Raw genomic sequence first — 19,719 nt, forward strand, 5'->3', positions numbered from 1 at the left:
GGAATGCTCTCGGGTCGGACGTTTCGTTGAGTGTCGCTACGGGGCTCTCCCGGCACTTTGATCGCGTGTTCATGACGAAGAGCGCCCGGGATCAGACGGCGGTATGTCAGCGTCTGTCGATTCCTGCTTAGGAGTCCTCGCCAGGGAGGCCAGTTGGAGTGTGCTGATGCTGATGCCCATCTGATCCTGGAGTAGCCTCAGCAGTGCCGGGTGCTCGTCATTCATCGCTAGGACCAGGAGCACGAAGGGATCGGCCCGAAGTGCCCATGCAAGGTCCGGAATGCGGTCGAGAGGGACCTTCATGCGCCCGAGCTTGATCATGCTGAGCACGTTGTGCTTCAACCCCGCCATGCTGGCGATTTCCCTCTGATTGAACTCGGATTGATACAGCAGCGTCTTCAGATGATCCTGAAATCGGGGAAGGTCCCGGATCGGACGATCTGTTTTCGAAACCCTTTCGTATTCGGCCATAACGACATCCCCTCTGCACGTTGAAGTAATTGCTGACGGGAATGTTTATAGCGCTCCATATGCGCCGCTCTGCAGGTCATCAGAGCCCAGATAAGCAGGCAAGAACGTCAACGTAACGTCAACGGATTTCCCGATTTTGCGGCTGAAATGCTCGGAAGGAGGCGGGTCGTTATCCACCGGTGATCCGGGGCGAGGGGCGTGGAATGGGCCGGGCGCCTAAGGAACTGGCGAGTGCGCAGAGAAGGTGCGCCAGACAAAGTCCTAGATAATTGGGTGCTAGCACAAGGGGGTGCAGCCAATATAACGGCGCTCGAAAATGTCCCCCTTATACGTAGCGCTGGAAGGGGTCTTTGGGGGCAGCAGGCCGGCCGATGCCGGATGGGATGAAGGGAGCCGGTCCGTCGCCCATGTGACTACCGGGGGCTCGCCTCGCTTTTGTCAGCCCTGCGACTTTCTCGTGCGGCCATGAGCTTGAGGATCATCAGTGCCACCTCCTGGAATTTATCCTCATCCTCCAGCGCCTGCGTCGTGAGCTGGCTCTGGTCGTCCATGGATTCCAGCAGGATGTCGGTGAGGTGCTTGGGGAAGCGACCGTGCATCACCTGCTCCGGGGTGTGCGTGCGGACTTGGGCGACTACCTCTTCATCGCGTTCGACCCGGTCGGTCAGCCCATTGATCCAGTGCAGCTTGTCCTGCGACTGGACCTCGGCGCCGAAAAGGTCGTTCAGGCGTTCGATGATCTCGGAGAGTCGCTTCATCTCTGGATCAAGTGGCTGGCCCGAACCTGTTTCAGTCATGGGCTTCAGGGCGGCGCCGTCAGACACCCCAAGTTTCAGTTCCTGCTCGGTTCGTTTCGTCAGGCGGTAATGGGTCAGATCCAGCTCGGAAACGTCGATGTCTTCCTCTTCCAGTCGATCCACTCTGAGCAGCGGATAAAGGTGTCGGGCAAAGACGCATAGCTGTTCAAGCTCCGGGTCGTCATAGACCACGATCTGGGAAAGGAACTCGTAGGCCCGAACGAAGCTTTGAAGATTCTTGCGGAAGAGGTCGAGGCTATCGCGGATGACGCCGGCATCTTTCAGCTCTTGTTCCGCTCGTGTGAGCATGGTTCGGTCGCCGCTTTTCTCGGCCTGACGCTTGGCCTCGGCCCACGTGCGTTGCTGTTCCTGCGCGGCCGCATAGCGGGTCTTGAATCGTTCGCGTGCGAACTGGGTGTAGTAGCTCAGTCGGCTCGCCGGCGCCTTGGGGTCGAAGAAGGCTTTGGCGAACGCTTCCACCTCCTTCCAATCGTAGATCTGCGCATCGTCCAGAGTGCGTTGCAGATCAAAGACCACGTTGACGTCCGAGACGTCCTCCAGCACGGCCTGGTTGTAGTAGGGCTCGAAGGCTTCGAGGATTTCCTCTGGGTCATTGAAGAAATCCAGGACAAATGTCTCCTTGCCCGGGAAGGTGCGATTCAGGCGGGACAGGGTCTGCACGCAATCGACGCCTTGAAGCTTCTTGTCCACATACATGGCGCAGAGCTTGGGCTGATCGAACCCCGTCTGGAACTTGTTGGCGGCGATCATGATGTTGAAATCATCGGTGTCGAAGGCCTCGGCCAAGTCCCGATTCTTGAGCCCGGGGTTGAGGAGTGTGCTGGTCTCGGAGACCTCTTCGGGGATGACTTCGTCGGCCACTACGGTCCCTGAGAACGCCACCAAGGGGTGCACATCGCCGTAGTTCTTCTGCTTCACATACTCACGCATGGCCAGCACGTAGCGAACCGCCTCCTGACGACTGCCGGTGACCACCATGGCTTTGGCCTGGCCGTCCAGAAGGTGGCGCACGTGTCCCCGGAAGTGCTCGACGATCACCTCCACCTTTTGATTGATGTTGTAGGGGTGCAGGCGCACCCAGCGGGCAATCTTGGTGGAAGCCTTGCGGGACTCGACTTCCTGGTCGTCCGCGTGCGGATGGGCCAGTTTCCACGCCGTGCCGTAAGTCAGGTAACGCTTCAGGACATCCAGGATGAAGCCTTCCTCGATGGCCTGGCGCATGGAGTAGACATGGAACGGCTGGGGCAGGTTATCCGGCCCCCTTGGCTGGCTCGGGTCGGGCTCGCGGCCGAACAGCTCGAGGGTCTTGGCCTTGGGGGTCGCGGTGAACGCGTAGTAGCTGATCTGCTTGCCAGGCTTACGGGCGCTTACGGCTGCGTCTAAGAGGTCTTCGGCGCTGATCTCGTCACTTCCATCTTCGGGCGCAGTGGTGGCCTCAGGCGCCCCCAGGATGGCTTTGAGCTTGTGGGCCGAGGAGCCCGTCTGCGAGGAGTGCGCCTCGTCGGCGATCACGGCGTAGCGTCCCTCGGCAAGTTGGGGATGGCGATCCAGTGCCTCAAAGAGAGCAGGGAAGGTTTGAATGGTGACGATGATGATGCGGGTGCGCTCCAGAAGGGCCTCGGCTAGTTGCTCGGACTTGCTATGGCTGCCGATGTCTCGGGAGATGGGGCGCACCACCCCGACCGTGCGCTCGAATTGGCCGATGGTTTCTTGAAGCTGGCTATCCAGCACGGTCCGATCAGTCACCACGATGACGGAGCTGAAGAGCCGCTCACCTTCCGTGTCGTAGAGCGCGGCAAGTTGGTGAGCCGTCCAGGCGATGGAGTTCGATTTCCCGGACCCGGCACTGTGCTGAATCAGGTAGCGATGGCCCGGTCCTTCCGTCTTCGTTGCATCCAGGAGGCGGTTCACCACGTCCCACTGGTGGTAGCGGGGGAAGATGAGCTTCTCCACGGTTTTCAGTCGACCATGGAAGTCTTCCTTTTCGTCCTGTTGCAGGTGCAGAAAGCGGCCCAGGACTCTGAGCCAGGCATCAGGTGCGAATACCTGCTCCCAGAGATAGGCAGTGGCGTATTCGTCCTCGGAGGCCGGCAGCGGGTTACCCGCACCGCCATCCGCCGTGCCTTGGTCGAAGGGAAGGAAGAACGTGTCCTTTCCTGCGAGCCGGGTGGTCATGGCCACCTGGAACTGACTTACGGCGAAATGCACCAGCGCGCCACGCTTGAAGGTCAGTAGTGGCTCGGGCTTGCGGGTGGTGGGGTCCTTGGGCGGCCGGTCGCGGCAATACTGGCGCTTGGCGTTGTCTACCGACTGCTTGAACTCGCTTTTGAGCTCCAGGGTCGCTGTGGGGATGCCGTTGACGAACAGCACCAGGTCCAGACGGGGGTTGTATTCACCCTCTCGGGCGTGGGGCGAGTAGGAGACCTCCGGCACCACCCGCAGGCGGTTCGCCTGATAGCGGGCTTGCGCCTCTGGATTCATGCCGTGGTCGGGACGGAAGCTGCATGTCTCGATCCGCCCGCCCTGCACCTTGGTCCCCCGGCGCAACACGTCCAGGGTGCCTTGCTTGTCCAGGCCTCGGGCGACGGCCTTGATCAGGCTTTGCTCCGGGTCATGGGAGTGGAATTCGCGGAATTTCTCCCACCGGTCTGGAAACGCCTCCTGGAAGTATCCAATCAGATCCTCGGGATAGAGCGCATGATCGCGGTCGTATGCACCCGGTTCCCCAACTCGCCACCCCTGGTTCTCCATGGCTGCAACGATGTCTCGCTGGAATCGCGTTTCCCTGCTATCCGCCATGTAAGCCTCTTATTCTGGTAGAATCAACGGGTTGAATCCGAATGCGTTCATGCCAACCCGGACCCATGGTAAGCCAGCTTGAAAAGGCCCGACCATAGGACTATGTTGTTGACCATTGGATTGGGAATGCCCGATCGGCAAGGGGCCTCGGCGAATGCGTCGGGGCCTTTTGCTTTATGGGTATACCTTCAAGCCCCAGCCTCTGAGTTTTCCGTCCTTGCTGCGCCGAAACTTCCCTTCCAGCAGTTCGTAGGCGCGATTGGGTTGGTCGGGCTTGAGCAGGTGCCGACCAATAGGGCGCGCCACCATGTCGGCCAGTTGGAGCCCTGCTGAATTCGCCTGTTTGTGGGCCAGGACGATGTCCAGCGTGTCGCCAAGCCCCTTCACCCGGGACTGATCCATGATGCGCCGGAATTCCAGCTCCAGCGCCTGATCCTCTTGCTCCCCGCGTTGCTCGAAGACAACGTGGGTGTGCTTGCCGCGCTGCCCCAGCGCCTGAAGCTCCATGTAGACCCGTTCCAGGCCAAACTCCATGGCTACATGGTAAGGGTTTCCATCCACGCCACGCCGCTCGACGAAGGGTGTCTTCAGAATGCAGCTGGCCACAAGCGTGAACGGAGCACTCCGGATGATCTCGGACAGATCCTCCAGGAAGGCTTTGCGCGTGTGTTCGTTCAGCAAGATGTTGAACGGGCCGCGTGACTTCCGGATATCCGCCTCGTGCAGCACGACCATGTCGTGGCCGAAGTAACGGAACTTCAGGGCCTGGATCTGCGGCACGACCTCGTTGAGATACGCCTCTTTGCGCAGGATGCAGAAGGCCAGCACGAACACGGGATATTCCGGGTTCACGCGGGAGAGGCTGTGGTCCCCGCTCTCGTCCACGTAGACGATGTAGTCACCAAACTCGTTCATAACAGCCCATGAAGGGGAGTGCGCAGACTAGCCATAGCGAGCGGCATCTTCCGCGGCCTTGGGGTAGTCCGTTTCGGCCGGCGTGGAGGCACTCCGCCATCCGCGAACGTCGATCTTGCCGGTCACGGCGGCAGAGATCAGGGCCGAGCGGTGCTCATGCAAGAGCTGAATACCGTTCTCCGCTTGTTCGATCATCTCGGATAACTTCTCCCTCCTTTGGAACACTGAGTCTACGATGCGGCGCTGCTCGGAGAGGGGCGGAAGTGGCATCCACAGCCGCCTGATATCGGGCATTCCGATGGTTTTTAATGTTGCACCGAAAGTGTTCCGTTCAAGCTCGCCCTGCATGCTGTAAAAGACCAACAAGAGGTATTCAGGAAGCACGCGATCCGCGTGACATAGCCACGCAATTAAGTGCTGGGAAACGCTCATTTCCTTGGTCGTTATCGCCGCAAGACCAATTGTCGCATCTCGAGTGAATACGACCGCGCCGGGAGGTAGCATCCGGGCCGACGAATTTTCGATCCCTGCGCTGCTGATAGAAAACCGCGTGTTGGCGATGTAGTCGTGTTGTGCTAGAGCCTTGCTGTCATTCAGGGAGACCCATGGGATACCTCCATCCCAATATTCCGGGTTGGCCTTGCTCGGAGTGTGGCCGCTTTCGAGCTTCGCGGCATGCTTTACCTTCACAACCCTCCAATGCGCCGGCACCTCGCCCAGCCACTCGACTCCGGAGTCCTTCATGGGCGCGTTGGGGTCAAGGCCTTTGGTGACGGCATGGGAGATCACCGCCTGCCGCTTTTCTTTGAGTAGGTCGATCAGGCGTCGTTGCTCCTCGATCAGCGCGTCGATCTTCGCGGTTTCATGGTCGAGGAAGGAGGCGATGGTGGCTTGCTCAACCAGCGGAGGAATTGCCATCAAATGCCCGGAAAGTGACTCCTGAGTCATGCTGGGCAAGGCAGTGTTCGTTGAATACATAGAGAACGGTATCTTTAGAGCCGAATAATAAAGAAACCTCCCATTCGATTGAGGACTTGCGATGGAATAGAACATCGTGTCGACAGTCCAAAACTTTCCATTTACATAGAGTGGTTTGTCTATGGTGCCTTTTCGGCCTAAGAGGATCGATTCGCCGTCGTATAGGTAGTTGCAGGCGCGAGAGAATTCGCCGCCAGAGCCAATTACAGGGAAGTCACCATCTTCGGTTTCTACGTCCTTATGGTCTTTTCCGTTGTAGATGGTCGCGCATCGCTTGAGAGGAGCGACAGTCCAGTGCGCCGGCACCTCTCCGAGCCACTCAACACCGGAATTCTTGTATTCGGGATACGTCGGGAAGCTCATATTTATAACTCGCGAGGGCAGGATGTCCCGCAGCGCCGTTTCCGTGAGTTAGAAAGGCCTATGAGGCAGCAAGTAGAGCGTTGAGTGCGCATGCGCGGAGTGTCCTATTGTGCCGCCCAGACGGGATGGCTTCTCCAGTCTTCTGGCATCCCCATAGCCGGTAACGGAATTCCCGGATAGTCGCTGATCAGGGATTCGAAACGTTGGCGCCACTGACTGTCTGGGCTGATGCGGGTCATGAGGTGGGCGAGCATCAGGAGCACTGTGAAGAGTCGTCTGTCAGTCCTCGGCTTGTTGGAGGGATGGCTCTGTGCCCAGGCGCCCGATTTGGGCAGCCGTGGTGGAATGCTCAGCTCGCGGTTCCACAGCCTGGAATGATGGGCACAGCAATTACGCACAAAGGTAAACGTGTGCAGCCAGGAGCCGAGCACCTCTTGAGGTAGGTCGAAGCGTTTGGCGATCCTCTTGCGGTCGTTGTCGCGTGCGATTCCCTTATATAGGTGCGAAAGCTGCCCGAGGCTCAACTCCTCGAGCATGGCCCAGGAGGGCGGTAGCTCAGGGCTGCCATAGGTCTCACCGTAGTAGCGAAAGTAGTTATCGCGTTTCCGGTGCTCGATGCGATGTTGTTTGATCGATGGTTCTACTTGGCTGCTATTGATCTTCTGCACTTCTCGATCAAAACGCTCGCTTTCATTGGTCATGATCTGGGTGAGTTCCCGGATCAAGCGGTCATGAGAGTAGCCGTCTTTGAAGTGAGATCGATCAAGATACCAGTGTGGCCCAAAAAGTGGGGCCATGCGGTTGGAGATGGTCGCGCGGACAGCAACCTCTACCCGCTCCAGAGCGTCCATCACCAAGTTTCGGAGTTCACGATCAAAGCGATAGACGGTGACCACCTGACGGAGCGAGGTGCCATCGTGGAATTGATGATCAGGATTGCCCTCATGCTGGAAGGGGCGCATGTAGGGGCTGAGCCGGAAAAGGCTCACGACCTCGAGGAGCAACTGCGCGCGCCCATCGTCGAGGATGGTGAGACCTCGGTCTTTGAGCAACTGCAACTGCTCTTCGACCGTGAGCGATGGCTTGCTAAAGGCTTTCTTCATGCCCAATTCCAGGCAATAAAAAACCCGCACGATTTGAGCTTACCTTCCGCAGGGGTTGGCATAGGCTTGGCGGGTCTGTTGGCGCAGACAATAGGACACATACCCTGACGAAGCCAATAGATATGGATTATGAATGGATAACGGAGAGTTATTCGCCGAAGGTGTTTCAGCGAGAAAGGCAGGCCAATCATGGGCCTAGGGTAATCCGTTAGCCGAAGTGGGTCGCACTCTCACGCCGACAGCTCGTCGATCATCTTCTTGATGCGGTCAGTGCAGGCCTTCAGGTCTGCGTCGATCTCTTCGAGAGGCCGCGGCGGCTTGAAGACGTAGAAATGCCGGTTGAAGGGGATTTCGTAGCCCACGATGCCGATCTCGCCGTCTTTTTCGTCCCGTTTGGTTTCGTCGATCCAGGCGTCGGGCACGTGGGGTTTCACTTCCCGCTCGAAGTAGTCGAAGACGTCCTCGCTTAGCGGGACGTTCTCGGTGTCGCGTAAGTCACTGTCCGGTTCCGGCGCACCCTTCTTGTCTGTGCAAATCTCCGCCTTGGGGTCGCGTTCGGCCAGTCCGTTCCAGATGGCTTTGATCGCCGGGGCGCCGAGCTTGATACCGAGATCCTTGAGCTCGGCATTCAGGTCTTTCAGGAAGGTCTCCCGGCTGGCGTAGACGCGGTTGGCATCCAGCCGTTCGCAGGCGGCCTGCACGCCGAGGCGGGTCGTCTCGTCGAGTTTCTGGATGGGTTTCTCGAGCAGCATGCGCTGGACGCGTTCGGGGCTGGCCTGGAAGTTCAGGCGCAGCGGGCGTTCGACCGTGATTCGGCGATATCCGAAGGCCTCATTAGGAAAGGTTTTGCTTTCGGGTGTGTCCTCGGAAGCACCGTAGCCATAGGTCCGGACAATCTCGTTGATCTGGTTGTCATCGAGATAATTGCGCTTGCTGCCCAGGGATTTGCGCATCTTGGTAAAGCGCTGGTTGGCGTTGATGAGCTGCACCTTGCCCCTGCGCGCTTTTGGCTTGTTGTTCGAGAGCAGCCAGACGTAGGTCGCAATGCCGGTGTTGTAGAACATGTCGGTGGGTAGGGCGACGATGGCTTCCACCAGGTCACGCTCCAGCAGAAAGCGACGAATCTCGGACTCCCCGCTGCCAGCCCCGCCTGTGAACAGGGGCGAGCCGTTTAGGATGATCCCGATCCGGGAGCCGCCATCCTTGGGGTCGCGCATCTTGCTGACCAGGTGCATCAGGAACAGCAGCGAACCATCCGACACCCGGGGCAGACCCGGGCCGAAGCGACCATCGAAGCCCTTGAGCTGGTGTTCTTTTCGGATCTGTTTCTCGGCCTTCTTCCACTCCACGCCGAAAGGAGGATTGGAGAGCATGAAGTCGAAACGCTCATCCGGGTGCTGGTCATCCGAGAGGGTGTTGCCCCACTTGATGTTGCGGATGTCCTTGCCCTTGATGAGCATGTCTGCCTTGCAGATCGCGTAGGACTCTGGGTTTAACTCCTGCCCCAGCAGGGACGTGTCGACCTGGTTGCTTACCTGCTGGATGTATTCGTCGCCTTCGGAGAGGAATCCTCCCGTGCCCGCCGTGGGGTCGTAGATGGTGACGATGCCATGGGGCTTCAGCTTGTGTTCCTGACCAGTGAGGACTAGGGATGTGGTCAGGTGAACGATGTCCCGGGGCGTGAAGTGTTCACCTGCCGTCTCGTTGGAGGACTCCGCAAAGCGCCGGATCAGCTCCTCGAAGATCAGCCCCATGCCGAAATTGCTGATGCGCTGGGGACTGAGGTCCATGCTGGCGAAGCGCTGCACCACCTGATAGAGCAGATTGTTCGTATTGAGCTGATCGAGGAAACCCTCGAAATGGAAGTGCTCGAAGATCTCTCCAGCATCGGTGCTGAATGAGCCCAGCAGGGTGCTCAGATCCGCGAGAGTCTGGGTGCTCGAAAGACGGGCGAGGGTCAGATGCGAGGTGTTGTAGAACTGCTGACCTGCGGCCTTGAGGAGAACCTTCTCGCGCACGGCAGCGGGTTTTTTCGTGTGCTCTTTCGCTGCCGATAAAACGCGCTCTCGGGTGGGTTCTAGGACGCACTCCATACGCCGGAGTAGAGTGAAGGGCAGGATGATCCGTCCGTATTGGGACTGCCTGAAATCACCACGCAGGAGATCGGCTACCGACCAGATGAAGGCGGCGGTTTCGCTGTGGTTCTCGTCGTTCACTGGGGCTCCCTGGCCACGTTGCGTTACCGCGTGATCATACCGATCGGCCATGTGCCTGTAAGGACGCCGCGGGCTTCGACCGACGCCTGGACTGACTATCAATCGCTAGATGGAGCCTTCCGAAGCTCGGGGGCGGGCTGGAGTCGGCCGGCGCGAGTGCGGTCTGAAGGAGGCCTGTGAGTCTCCAGCTCCGAGCGTATCCCTATGCCCCTTTTTGCCTCCAGCCTCCTGAGGCTGCTTGATGAGCGGAGGCTGGTGGGCGGGCTTCTCGACTTACAATCAAGACAGCCATTCGTCGACCACTTCCGGCGGAGGTAGCTCGCTATCGTCCATGTCCAACATGAAGTGTGACCGAATGCTGTGCTGTTCTTTTTCTTGAAGCCAGGTCCGAACAGTGCCAACTCTGTAGCGAACAGCGGTGCCAATGCGGACGAACTCCGGACCTTTGCCCGGTGCCATCCGTGCTTTGTTGAGCTGCGACTTGGAAACGTTCAACCAACTCGCCAGCTGGTCAGTGGTTAGGTGTTGATCGTCGTCAAGTTCAGTCCACTTCATGTGGTTCCTCGGGGGGCTTCACTTCTTGGGATATGGAGCTGGCAACGCCCTGAGCGGCGGTTGCCAGTGTGTTGTCAGTCAGGTGCGCATACCGGCGTGTGGTCCTGAGGTCGCTATGTCCCAAGAGCTGGGCCGCAACGTAGAGGCTGCCAAGATCCTGCACTACTCGGCTGGCGTAGTTGTGCCGTAGATCATGTAGTCGGAAATCCCTGAGCCCTGCTTTCGATGCCGCACTCTTCCAGCTTTTTTGGACCGTCGCCAAGCGGTCGCGGCCATGGCGTCCAGGAAAGACGTAGTTTGAGCCTGCAATCCGGTTGGATCTCTGGGACAGAAGAACGGCCACAGCCTCCTTGGGAAGGGGGACCCAGTGTGCCCGCTGGTCTTTGCCGCGCGGAATGTGCCACGAGGCCCTTTCGAAGTCTATATGGTCCCATGTCATCGACAGGACATCACCGCGTCTGCGGCCCGTAAACAAGCACATGAGGATGGCGTTTCGAGAGTTCAGGGGTTCTGCTTCGAGCGCTCTGAGGAGATTGGCTGCGTCTTCATCCGAGAGCATTCGGACCCGCTCGTTGTTCTCAGCTAGTTTTGGAACCTTTGCCGCCGGGTTCTGAGTGATGTGGCCCGCGTCGACGGCGCGCGACATCAGAGCCGAGATCAGCGACCTGTATCGGTTGACGGTCCCGGGTTTGAGCCCCTTGTTCTGGATTTTGGACAACAATCGCCTGATGTCATCGGGGCGAATCGAGTCGATGGGCCTTGATCCCCACTCCGGTAGTAGGACATTCCTAAGTTTGCCCTCGTCGTCGCTGATGCTGCGCTTGTGAGTGGTTTCGAGGTAAGTGGTTGCCCACTCGCGGAAAAGAGGCATTCCGCGCCTGGCGTCTCTTTCGGTGGCCGGGTCAGTTCCTTGGGCTACCATTGTGGAGAGTTCTCTTGCGCGCTCACGAGCTCGACTGGACTGAATCTTCTCGACGGCCGCGATCGTGTAGGTCCGTTGCTGGGCTCCAATGCGGTAGCGGTAGACGAAGACCTTCTTTCCGTTCGGGCTCATCCTGAGGCCGAACCCGGGGAGCTTCGTATCCATCACCCAGCATCGTTTGGTGGGGGTTGCAAGGTCTTTGATCAATCGGTCGGTGATCTGGGCTTTCACTGTGCCTCTCTGGTGAATGGCCGCGTGGATCACGCCTGGACCACGCGCAGCAGGAAACTCGGGGAATCCGTGGGAAACGCAGTATAGTCGAACTTCCTGTTTTTAGGGGGTATGTGGTAGCGGAGGAATCGCTAGGAAACGCGAGCTCACGGACTCTGACTCCGTCAACCCAGGTTCGAATCCTGGTCCCCCAGCCATCCATAGAAAAGGGCCCCCTCGTGGGGCCTTTTTCTATGGATATATGAGCGAGCCCAGGGTTCGAACCTGGAAGGTTCGGCGAAGCGCAGCGGAGCACTGCACGCGCGCCGCGCGTGCAGCCCCGAAGGGGTGAGGCGGCGTAGCCGCCGAATCATCCTGGTCCCCCAGCCATGGCGGTGTGCCCCTCGATGGGGCTCACCGTCATTTGCTTCAGAATGGTCACTCCTTCAGGTGAAGCCCCTTCGCGGGGCCCTTTTCTATGGATATTTGAGCGAGTCCAGGGTTCGAACCTGGAAGGTTCGGCGAAGCGTAGCGAAGCACTGCGCGCGCGCCGCGCGTGCAGCCCCGAAGGGGTGAGGCGGCGCAGCCGCCGAATCATCCTGGTCCCCCAGCCATGGCGGTGTGCCCCTCAATGGGGCTCCCCGCCATTTGCCTCAAACTGGTCGCTACCTTCGGAAAAGGCCCCCTCGTGGGGCCCTTTTCTATGGATATTTGAGCGAGTCCAGGGTTCGAACCTGGAAGGTTCGGCGAAGCGCAGCGAAGCACTGCGCGCGCGCCGCGCGTGCAGCCCCGAAGGGGTGAGGCGGCGCAGCCGTCGAATCATCCTGGTCCCTCAGCCATGGCGGTGTGCCCCTCGGTTTGGCATGTCCGCATTTCAGCATTGACGGGCAACCAACCATGCGGTGCTTCTGGCACGGGTCAGGCACGATCGCGCCCGTGAGTGGCAATGACTCCCTCAGGCCCTGCGGCGTCAATCTGCGTCCTGCCGGAGGTGGAGGGCTGTTGGCTCGTCCTCCTCTGGATTGTGCTCCTCGAGTGGCTTCTCATCGTTGTCCCCGGCTCCGCTACAATCCCCGGGCGGGGATCGGGAATTGCAGGGAATTCTCCGGTCTTTTCTCCGTCCAATAACCCAGAGCCCGTCCACGGGCCGAATGGATACGCATCAAGAAGAGGAGTGGAGCAAAGATGTCGGTACCCGATAACCCCTACGAGCCCGTGACCGTCGATACCACCGCCCACGAAGTGGAGGGCGCGGACACCTGGTACATGATCGGGATCTCCGGCATCCCGGACCCCGACAACCAGGGGCACACATCGAACGCCGGATTCGTTGTGACCGACGAAGGGGTGGTGGTCTACGACGCCCTGGGGACCCCGCCGCTGGGCTTCGAGATGATCCGCCGGATCCGTGAGGTGACCGACCAGCCGATCAAGTACGTGATCGCCGGGCATTACCATGCGGACCACATCTACGGCCTGCAGGCGTTCGCCGACCATACCGACGCGAAGATCATCGGCCAGGCACGGGCACGCGACTACCTCGGCGGGCCGGGCGCGGTAGCGCGGCTGGAACAGCGTCGCGGAGTGCTGAGCCCATGGGTGGACGAGGACACGCAGATCATCCCGCCGGACGAGTTCTTCGATGACGAGTACACCATCCGTCTTGGCGGCAAGACCTTTCGCTGCGTGCACGCCGGCCCGGCCCATTCACCCGACGACATCATCATGGTGGTGGAGGAGACGGGCGTGGTGTTTGCCGGCGACATCGTCTTTGACGGCCGTATCCCGTTTCTGGGGGACGACGCGCTGGATTCGGAGAACTGGGTCAATCGTCTGGAAGAACTGATGGAGATGGACCTGAAATTCCTGGTCCCGGGGCATGGCGAGGCCACCGATCAGGCAAGCCGCGCGGTGAAGTTTACGCGTGACTACCTGGTGAAGCTGCGTGAGCACATGGGCGCGGCCGTGGAGAACATGGAGACCTTCGACGAGGCCTACGCGGCCATGGACTGGAGCGACTACGAGGATCTCCCGGCCTTCGAGCAGACCAACCGCAGCAATGCCAACGCGGTCTATCTCGAGATGGAAGAAAAACTGTTCTGAACGCGCCGGCGTTCGGCAAGGGAGTCGCTGCATGACGCTGCATATTGACCCGAGCCTGCTGATGGCCATCCTGTCGCTGGTGGCGGGGATTCTGATCCTGATCCGCCCCCGACTTCTCAATTACATCGTCGCGATCTACCTGATCGTGATCGGGGTGCTGGGGCTCCTGGCCCACTGGTAGGGCACACAGCGGGACCGCCCGGGCCGCGAGCCCGGGTGGTTCCCGGGGGATAGTTTGGTGCCCAAAAGCATGGACCAACAGTGCGACTTCATGCGCAGGGCGCGCGGACCCGTTACTCTTTGGCCTCACTTTGATCGGGGGGCCACGCCTCAATGACCGCCGAACGCGTTCGAGAAATACCCTACAACTACACCTCCTTCTCTGACCGCGAAATCGTTATCCGTTTCCTGGGATCCGATACCTGGGATCTCCTCAACGAGCTGCGTGGAGAGCGGCGGACGGGCGTGTCCGCGCGCATGCTGTTCGAGGTCCTGGGGGACATGTGGGTGGTCACCCGCAACCCGTATATCCAGGACGACCTGTTGGAGGACAAGAAGCGCCGCAAGGCGCTGATCGACGCCATGCAGCATCGCCTGGACCAGATCACGGCCCGGGCCGACGGCAACGAAAAGGCATTGAAGCTCGCCCAGCGTGCACAGGCGGCGGTGTCCGCCTTTGCCAAGGAATTCACCGACACCGCGGCGCTGCGCGATCAGGTGCGCAAGCGCATGAAGGGCCTCACGCACAAGGACAATATCCAGTTCGGCGGGCTGGCGCGGGTGTCCCACGTGACCGACGCGACCGACTGGCGCGTGGAACTGCCGTTCGTGGTACTGACCCCCGATTCCGAGGAAGAGATGGGGCCGCTGGTCGCGGCCTGCATCGAACTGGGCCTGACGGTGATTCCGCGCGGTGGCGGCACCGGCTACACCGGCAGCGCGGTCCCGCTGTCCAAGCGTTCCGCGGTGATCAATACGGAGAAGCTGGAGGGCCTCGGCGAGGTCAAGCGGCGACCGTTGCCGGGCGTGGAGCACGACGTGCCGGTGGTGCGCGTGGAGGCCGGCGTGGTCACCAAGCGCGTCTCCGAACTGGCCGATCGCAATGGCCTGGTGTTCGCGGTCGATCCGACCTCGCAGGATGCCTCGACCATCGGTGGCAACGTGGCGATGAACGCCGGTGGCAAGAAGGCCGTGCTGTGGGGTACCGCGCTGGACAACCTGGCGGCCTGGACGATGGTCACGCCCGAGGCGGAGTGGATGTACATCGAGCGCCTCGATCACAACCTGGGCAAGATCCACGACGCCGAGACGGTGCGCTTCCGCGTGACGCGCTATCAGCCGGATGGCAAGACCCCGAAGGGCGAGCCCGAGATCCTCGAGATGCCGGGGCAGCGCTTCCGCAAGCTGGGCCTGGGCAAGGACGTGACCGACAAGGCCCTGATGGGCGTGCCGGGCATCCAGAAGGAAGGCTGTGACGGCCTGATCACCTCGGCCGAGTTCATCCTGCACCGCATGCCCGACAACATCCGCACCGTGTGTCTCGAGTTCTACGGGACCGACCTGCACCAGGCCGTCCCGGCGATTGTCGAGATCAAGGACGCGGTGGATGCCGAGGACGACGTCCTGCTGGCCGGCCTCGAGCACCTGGACGAGCGCTATGTACGCGCGGTCAAGTACACGCCGAAAGGCGCGCGCGGCGACCTGCCGAAGATGGTGCTGGTCGCCGATATCGTCTCCGACGACGAGGATGCGCTGGGTCGGCTGGCCGCCAGCATGGTGCGCGCGGCCAATGCCCGAAACGGCGAGGGCTTCATTGCGGTCAGCCCCGAGGCGCGCAAGCGCTTCTGGGCGGATCGCGCCCGCACCGCGGCGATCGCCCACCACACCAACGCCTTCAAGATCAACGAGGATGTGGTGATCCCGCTGGAGCGTCTGGCGGAGTACACCGAGGGGATCGAATCCCTGAACGTGCGCGAGTCGCTGAAGAACAAGCTGACCATGGTCGACGAGGTGCTGGAGTGCATGCGCGGCGACCATCCCGAACTGCGCGAGCTGCTGGAGGACACCGGCGGCGAGGGTCAGCAGTGGTTCGAGTCCAAGCGCGAGCGCGCCGTGGAGGTCCTGGAGGCGGTGAAGAAGCGCTGGGAGGCGATCTCGGAGAACTTCTTCACGCTCGCGTCGGAGTGCGACGAGCTGCTCGACGAGTCGGCCCGCGCTGACCGTCGCGACCACGACAAGCTGATGAACCTGCTGCTGCGGCGCAGCCTGCGGATCTCCTACCGCGCCGAGGTCGAGCGCCCGCTGTTCGAGATCTTCGGTGGCCACCAGCTGGAGCCGGTGCGCAAGCGCCTGGCCGGGATCCACGACCGCGTGCTGACCAGCCGGCTGTTCATCGCCCTGCACATGCATGCGGGCGACGGCAACGTGCACACCAACATCCCGGTCAACTCCAACGACTACCAGATGATGCACCAGGCCGAGCGTCTGGTGGACGACGTGATGCGCCTGGCGCGCGAGCTGAACGGGGTGATCTCCGGCGAGCACGGGATCGGCCTGACCAAGATGCAGTACCTGGAACCCGAGCGCATCGAGTCGTTCGCGAAGTACAAGAAGCAGGTCGACCCGAACGGCGTGTTCAACGCCGGCAAGCTGCTCGAGGGCTCCGGGCTGTCCAATGCCTACACCCCTTCGCTGCGTCTGGTGAAGCAGGAGGCGCTGATCCTGGAGCAGAGCGAACTGGGCGATCTCAACGACGAGATCAAGGACTGCCTGCGTTGCGGCAAGTGCAAGCCGGAGTGCAATACGCATGTCCCGCGCGCCAATCTGCTCTACTCGCCGCGCAACAAGATCCTGGCCACCGGACTGATCGTCGAGGCCTTCCTCTACGAGGAGCAGACCCGCCGCGGGCTGTCGCTCAATCACTTCGAGGAGATGAACGACGTCGCGGATCACTGCACGATCTGCCACAAGTGCCTGAATCCGTGCCCGGTCGACATCGACTTTGGCGACGTGACCATGCACATGCGTTCGATCCTCAACAAGAAGGGCAAGCGCAAGGCGACGCCGGCCACGATGATGTCCATGGCCTTCCTCAACGCGAAGGATCCGGCCACCATCAAGGGCATCCGCAAGGGCGCGATCCAGATGGGCTATGCCGCCCAGCGTCTGGGGCACTTCGCGTTCAAGAAGCTGAACCTGACCGGCGAGGGCAAGACCCCGCGCTCGACCACCGGCAAGGCGCCGGTGCACGAGCAGGTCGTGCACTTCGTGAAGAAGCCGATGCCCGCCGGCCTGCCGAGCCAGACCACGCGGCAGATGCTGGGGCTGGAGGATTCGCGCTACGTGCCAATCCTGCGCGACCCGGTGAAGACCGATCTGGATTCGGATGCGGTGTTCTACTTCCCCGGCTGCGGCTCCGAGCGCCTGTTCAGCCAGGTGGGGCTGGCGACGCTGGCCATGCTCTACGACGTCGGCGCGCAGACCGTGCTGCCCCCGGGCTACCTGTGCTGCGGGTATCCGCAGAACGCCGGCGGCGACTTCGAGAAGGGCCAGCAGATCAGTACCGAGAATCGCGTGCTGTTCCACCGGCTGGCGACCACGCTCAACTACCTCGACATCAAGACCGTCGTGGTGTCCTGCGGGACCTGCATGGATCAGCTGCTGAAGTACGAGTTCGAGCGGATCTTCCCAGGCTGCCGCCTGCTCGACATCCACGAATACCTGATGGAGAAGGGCGTGAAGCTCGAGGGGCTCAAGGGCGTGCAGTACATGTACCACGACCCCTGCCACTCGCCGATGAAGTCGCACAAGCCGACCGACGTCGCCTCCAAACTGATGGGACAGGACGTCCTGAAGTCGGATCGTTGCTGCGGCGAGGCCGGCACGTTCGCGGTGAGTCGCCCGGATATTGCCACCCAGGTGCGCTTCCGCAAGCAGGAAGAGCTGCACAAGGGCATCAAGGAGCTGACCGGCGAGGAGAAGGCAGAGAACGGCAACGTGAAGATGCTGACCTCCTGCCCGGCCTGCCAGCAGGGGCTGTCGCGCTATCGCGAGGACACCGGGCTGGATACCGACTACATCGTGGTCGAGATGGCCAACCGCCTGATGGGCGACGGCTGGCAGAAGAACTTCATCGACCGCGCGCGAGAGGGCGGGATTGAGAAGGTGCTGCTGTAGTTTCCGTTGCACACAAAGGGTGCGGGTTGGCTACAATCGGGCGAGGCGAGCGGCCGGGCCGGGGAATAAAGCCCCGTCTCGCCGCGTCGCCCAACGGGCGTCGAATACGCCCCAACAGGGCCGCGGCAGTGCGTGCGGCATGTTCACCCGTCCATGCAAGGGAGTTCGCATGACCTTTCGCTCTTTGAGTCCCCGCCTTGCCGTCATGGCCCTCTGTGTCGGGCTGGCCGGTGCCCCTGTCGTGGCCAGTGCCCAGGCCTTTGTCGAGTTCCCCGGACGCAGCCTGTACGAGCGCTTTGGTGTGGATGCCGTGGACCTGTTCGATCTGCGCGGTCAGCTGTCGCGTTCCACGGTGATCGACGTCCGCCCGCGCCTGGAATACGACATCCTGCACATCGAGGGGGCGCATCACGTCCCGCTCGGGGCCCCGGATTTCGAGGACCAGGTCCGTGCACTGGAGGAGCAGCACGGTGGCCCGCTGGTGTTCTACTGCAACGGTCGTGAGAGCTATCTGTCGTATCGCGCCGCGGCGCGTGCCAACTCCGCGGGGCTGGGCCCGACCCAGGCGTATGATGCCGGCGTCAAGGACTGGGCGGAACGCTATCCCGGACTGGCACTCCTGCGCGGTGAGCCCATCGAGGACCCCGAGACGCAGTTGATTGCCGACGACGCCTTCGAGGCGCGTCTGCTGGAGGCCGACACCTTTGCCCGTCGCGTCCGCGAGAACGACGATGCCGTGGTGGTGGATGTGCGTGGCAACGAGGAACGCGACGAGATTTCGCTGTTCGCCGGGCGCGAGATCTCCGCGCCGCTGGAGAATATCGACACGCTCAATCGGATCGTCGACCAGGCCCGCCGGGACGGTGCCCCGCTGCTGATCTTCGACCAGAACGGGCAGCAGGTGCGCTGGCTGCAGTATCACCTGGAGGAGCGGGGGGTCGAGGACTACCGCTTCCTCGAGGGCGGCCTGCAGCGCTTCTACGACGAGGTGATGGCGCGCTAGGCGAGGCCCGGAGCGTTTCCTGCATCCGCGTTTTTCGCACTGAAAAAGGGCCGGGATCATGCGATCCCGGCCCTTTTGTTTGACAGCGCGTGCGCTGGCGGCGGGTCAGCGCCGGAAAAGCGCCAGCAGGATCGAGATCACCACGCTGACGATGATCATGGTGGTGATCGGGAAATAGAACCGGCTGTTTTCCCCCTCGATCACGATATCCCCGGGCAAGCGGCCCCAGGGGATTTTGCCCAGCCAGGGCCAGAGCAGGCCGATCACCACGATCAGCCCGCCGATGACGATCAGCCACTTGCCCGTGTCGGTCATGGCGGTCGCCCCGACCGATTACTTGGCGGTCATCTCCTCGACGCCCGTGGACGAACCCACCAGCATCACGTCCGCCGGCCGCCGAGCGAACAGGCCGTTGGTCACGACACCGGCGATGTGGTCCAGCTCGGACTCCAGCTCCACCGGGTTCATGATGCGCAGGTTGTGCACGTCGAGGATCACGTTGCCGTTGTCGGTCTTGAAGCCCTCGCGCAGCTCCGGGTTGCCGCCCAGCTTCGACAGGGCGCGGGCGACATGGCTGCGGGCCATCGGGATCACCTCGACCGGCAGCGGGTAGGCGCCCAGGTAGTCCACGACCTTGGTCTCGTCGACCACGCAGACGAAGGTCTTCGATGCGGCCGCGACGATCTTCTCGCGGGTCAGGGCCCCGCCCCCGCCCTTGGTCAGGTGCAGGTGCCGGGTGGCCTCGTCGGCGCCGTCCACGTAGATCGGCAGCGGGCCGGCGGAGTTCAGGTCCAGCACCTCGATGCCATGTCCGCGCAGGCGCTCGGCGCTGGCCTCGCTGGAGGCGACGGCCCCGTCGATCTTGCCCTTGATGCCCGCCAGGGCGTCGATGAAGTAGTTCGCGGTAGACCCGGTACCCACACCCACGATCCAGCCGCTCTCGATCCGTTCCAGCGCCGCCTCGGCCACGGCCTTCTTCATTTCGTCCTGATTCATCAACATCTCTCGCATGTACGATCCATAACCCATTGAGGATACCGACTGCTCCGGCCCCGGGACAAGCGGAACCGTGAACCGCTCGCATGCT

At 61.4% G+C, this 19,719-nt stretch carries 14 protein-coding genes and 1 tRNA gene; 5 read left to right on the forward strand and 10 right to left on the reverse strand.

What is annotated here, in order from left to right; all coding sequences use genetic code 11:
* Nucleotides 1–69 precede the first annotated feature (69 nt).
* The 8 genes from C996_RS0109300 to C996_RS0109335 form a co-directional block, all read right to left on the reverse strand.
* Nucleotides 70–471: a hypothetical protein gene (locus tag C996_RS0109300; protein WP_018867176.1), complete on the reverse strand. Its 402-nt coding sequence runs from the start codon at nucleotides 469–471 to the stop codon at nucleotides 70–72.
* Nucleotides 472–884: 413 nt separating this feature from the next.
* Nucleotides 885–4,088, reverse strand: a complete 3,204-nt coding sequence (locus tag C996_RS0109305) for a type I restriction endonuclease subunit R (protein ID WP_026279273.1) — start codon at nucleotides 4,086–4,088, stop codon at nucleotides 885–887.
* 174 nt (nucleotides 4,089–4,262) lie between these two features.
* Complete coding sequence (locus C996_RS0109310; RefSeq protein WP_018867178.1) at nucleotides 4,263–5,003, reverse strand: DUF3800 domain-containing protein; 741 nt, start codon at nucleotides 5,001–5,003, stop codon at nucleotides 4,263–4,265.
* Between the two features lie 27 nt (nucleotides 5,004–5,030).
* Complete coding sequence (locus C996_RS0109315) at nucleotides 5,031–6,344, reverse strand: restriction endonuclease subunit S (protein ID WP_081623694.1); 1,314 nt, start codon at nucleotides 6,342–6,344, stop codon at nucleotides 5,031–5,033.
* A gap of 104 nt (nucleotides 6,345–6,448) precedes the next feature.
* Nucleotides 6,449–7,447 carry an Abi family protein gene (locus C996_RS0109320; RefSeq protein ID WP_018867180.1) on the reverse strand — a complete coding sequence of 333 codons (999 nt, stop codon included), beginning with the start codon at nucleotides 7,445–7,447 and terminating at the stop codon, nucleotides 6,449–6,451.
* Between the two features lie 230 nt (nucleotides 7,448–7,677).
* Entirely contained in the window at nucleotides 7,678–9,663 is a 1,986-nt protein-coding gene (locus tag C996_RS0109325) for a class I SAM-dependent DNA methyltransferase (protein ID WP_026279274.1), read from the reverse strand.
* Nucleotides 9,664–9,942: 279 nt separating this feature from the next.
* Nucleotides 9,943–10,218, reverse strand: coding sequence for an AlpA family transcriptional regulator (locus C996_RS0109330; protein ID WP_018867182.1), 276 nt, complete (start codon nucleotides 10,216–10,218; stop codon nucleotides 9,943–9,945).
* On the reverse strand, nucleotides 10,205–11,404 hold the full coding sequence (locus tag C996_RS0109335) for a tyrosine-type recombinase/integrase (protein WP_369772455.1): 1,200 nt from the start codon (nucleotides 11,402–11,404) through the stop codon (nucleotides 10,205–10,207). The genes C996_RS0109330 and C996_RS0109335 overlap by 14 nt, the downstream gene beginning before the upstream one ends.
* A 70-nt stretch (nucleotides 11,405–11,474) precedes the next feature.
* Here C996_RS0109335 and C996_RS14600 point away from each other — a divergent pair.
* The 5 genes from C996_RS14600 to C996_RS0109355 all read left to right on the forward strand — a co-directional run bounded on the left by C996_RS14600 (nucleotide 11,475) and on the right by C996_RS0109355 (nucleotide 18,632).
* A tRNA-Gln gene (locus C996_RS14600) sits at nucleotides 11,475–11,568 on the forward strand.
* A gap of 967 nt (nucleotides 11,569–12,535) precedes the next feature.
* Nucleotides 12,536–13,453, forward strand: coding sequence for an MBL fold metallo-hydrolase (locus tag C996_RS0109340; RefSeq protein ID WP_018867184.1), 918 nt, complete (start codon nucleotides 12,536–12,538; stop codon nucleotides 13,451–13,453).
* Between the two features lie 31 nt (nucleotides 13,454–13,484).
* Nucleotides 13,485–13,634, forward strand: a complete 150-nt coding sequence (locus C996_RS14320; protein WP_018867185.1) for a DUF3096 domain-containing protein — start codon at nucleotides 13,485–13,487, stop codon at nucleotides 13,632–13,634.
* Nucleotides 13,635–13,786: 152 nt separating this feature from the next.
* A complete protein-coding gene (locus C996_RS0109350; RefSeq protein ID WP_018867186.1) occupies nucleotides 13,787–17,629 on the forward strand; it encodes a DUF3683 domain-containing protein in 3,843 nt (1,280 codons plus the stop codon).
* 169 nt (nucleotides 17,630–17,798) lie between these two features.
* Nucleotides 17,799–18,632 carry a rhodanese-like domain-containing protein gene (locus C996_RS0109355; protein WP_026279275.1) on the forward strand — a complete coding sequence of 278 codons (834 nt, stop codon included), beginning with the start codon at nucleotides 17,799–17,801 and terminating at the stop codon, nucleotides 18,630–18,632.
* A 105-nt stretch (nucleotides 18,633–18,737) separates the two neighbouring features.
* On the opposite strand, the gene C996_RS0109360 is transcribed toward C996_RS0109355, so the two are convergent.
* Together C996_RS0109360 and rpiA are read right to left on the reverse strand one after the other, a co-directional pair.
* Nucleotides 18,738–18,947 carry a DUF2905 domain-containing protein gene (locus tag C996_RS0109360; protein ID WP_018867188.1) on the reverse strand — a complete coding sequence of 70 codons (210 nt, stop codon included), beginning with the start codon at nucleotides 18,945–18,947 and terminating at the stop codon, nucleotides 18,738–18,740.
* A gap of 18 nt (nucleotides 18,948–18,965) precedes the next feature.
* Entirely contained in the window at nucleotides 18,966–19,628 is a 663-nt protein-coding gene (rpiA, locus tag C996_RS0109365) for a ribose-5-phosphate isomerase RpiA (protein WP_026279276.1), read from the reverse strand.
* Nucleotides 19,629–19,719 lie beyond the last annotated feature (91 nt).

The organism is Thioalkalivibrio sp. ALE25 (assembly GCF_000377285.1).
Lineage (GTDB): Bacteria > Pseudomonadota > Gammaproteobacteria > Ectothiorhodospirales > Ectothiorhodospiraceae > Thioalkalivibrio.

Bases quoted from the DNA above. Each gene is read 5' to 3' on its own strand.
- C996_RS0109300 (WP_018867176.1), bottom strand. From the start codon at position 471: ATGGCCGAATACGAAAGGGTTTCGAAAACAGATCGTCCGATCCGGGAC.
- C996_RS0109305 (WP_026279273.1), bottom strand. From the start codon at position 4,088: ATGGCGGATAGCAGGGAAACGCGATTCCAGCGAGACATCGTTGCAGCC.
- C996_RS0109310 (WP_018867178.1), bottom strand. From the start codon at position 5,003: ATGAACGAGTTTGGTGACTACATCGTCTACGTGGACGAGAGCGGGGAC.
- C996_RS0109315 (WP_081623694.1), bottom strand. From the start codon at position 6,344: ATGAGCTTCCCGACGTATCCCGAATACAAGAATTCCGGTGTTGAGTGG.
- C996_RS0109320 (WP_018867180.1), bottom strand. From the start codon at position 7,447: ATGAAGAAAGCCTTTAGCAAGCCATCGCTCACGGTCGAAGAGCAGTTG.
- C996_RS0109330 (WP_018867182.1), bottom strand. From the start codon at position 10,218: ATGAAGTGGACTGAACTTGACGACGATCAACACCTAACCACTGACCAG.
- C996_RS0109340 (WP_018867184.1), top strand. From the start codon at position 12,536: ATGTCGGTACCCGATAACCCCTACGAGCCCGTGACCGTCGATACCACC.
- C996_RS14320 (WP_018867185.1), top strand. From the start codon at position 13,485: ATGACGCTGCATATTGACCCGAGCCTGCTGATGGCCATCCTGTCGCTG.
- C996_RS0109350 (WP_018867186.1), top strand. From the start codon at position 13,787: ATGACCGCCGAACGCGTTCGAGAAATACCCTACAACTACACCTCCTTC.
- C996_RS0109355 (WP_026279275.1), top strand. From the start codon at position 17,799: ATGACCTTTCGCTCTTTGAGTCCCCGCCTTGCCGTCATGGCCCTCTGT.
- C996_RS0109360 (WP_018867188.1), bottom strand. From the start codon at position 18,947: ATGACCGACACGGGCAAGTGGCTGATCGTCATCGGCGGGCTGATCGTG.
- rpiA (WP_026279276.1), bottom strand. From the start codon at position 19,628: ATGAATCAGGACGAAATGAAGAAGGCCGTGGCCGAGGCGGCGCTGGAA.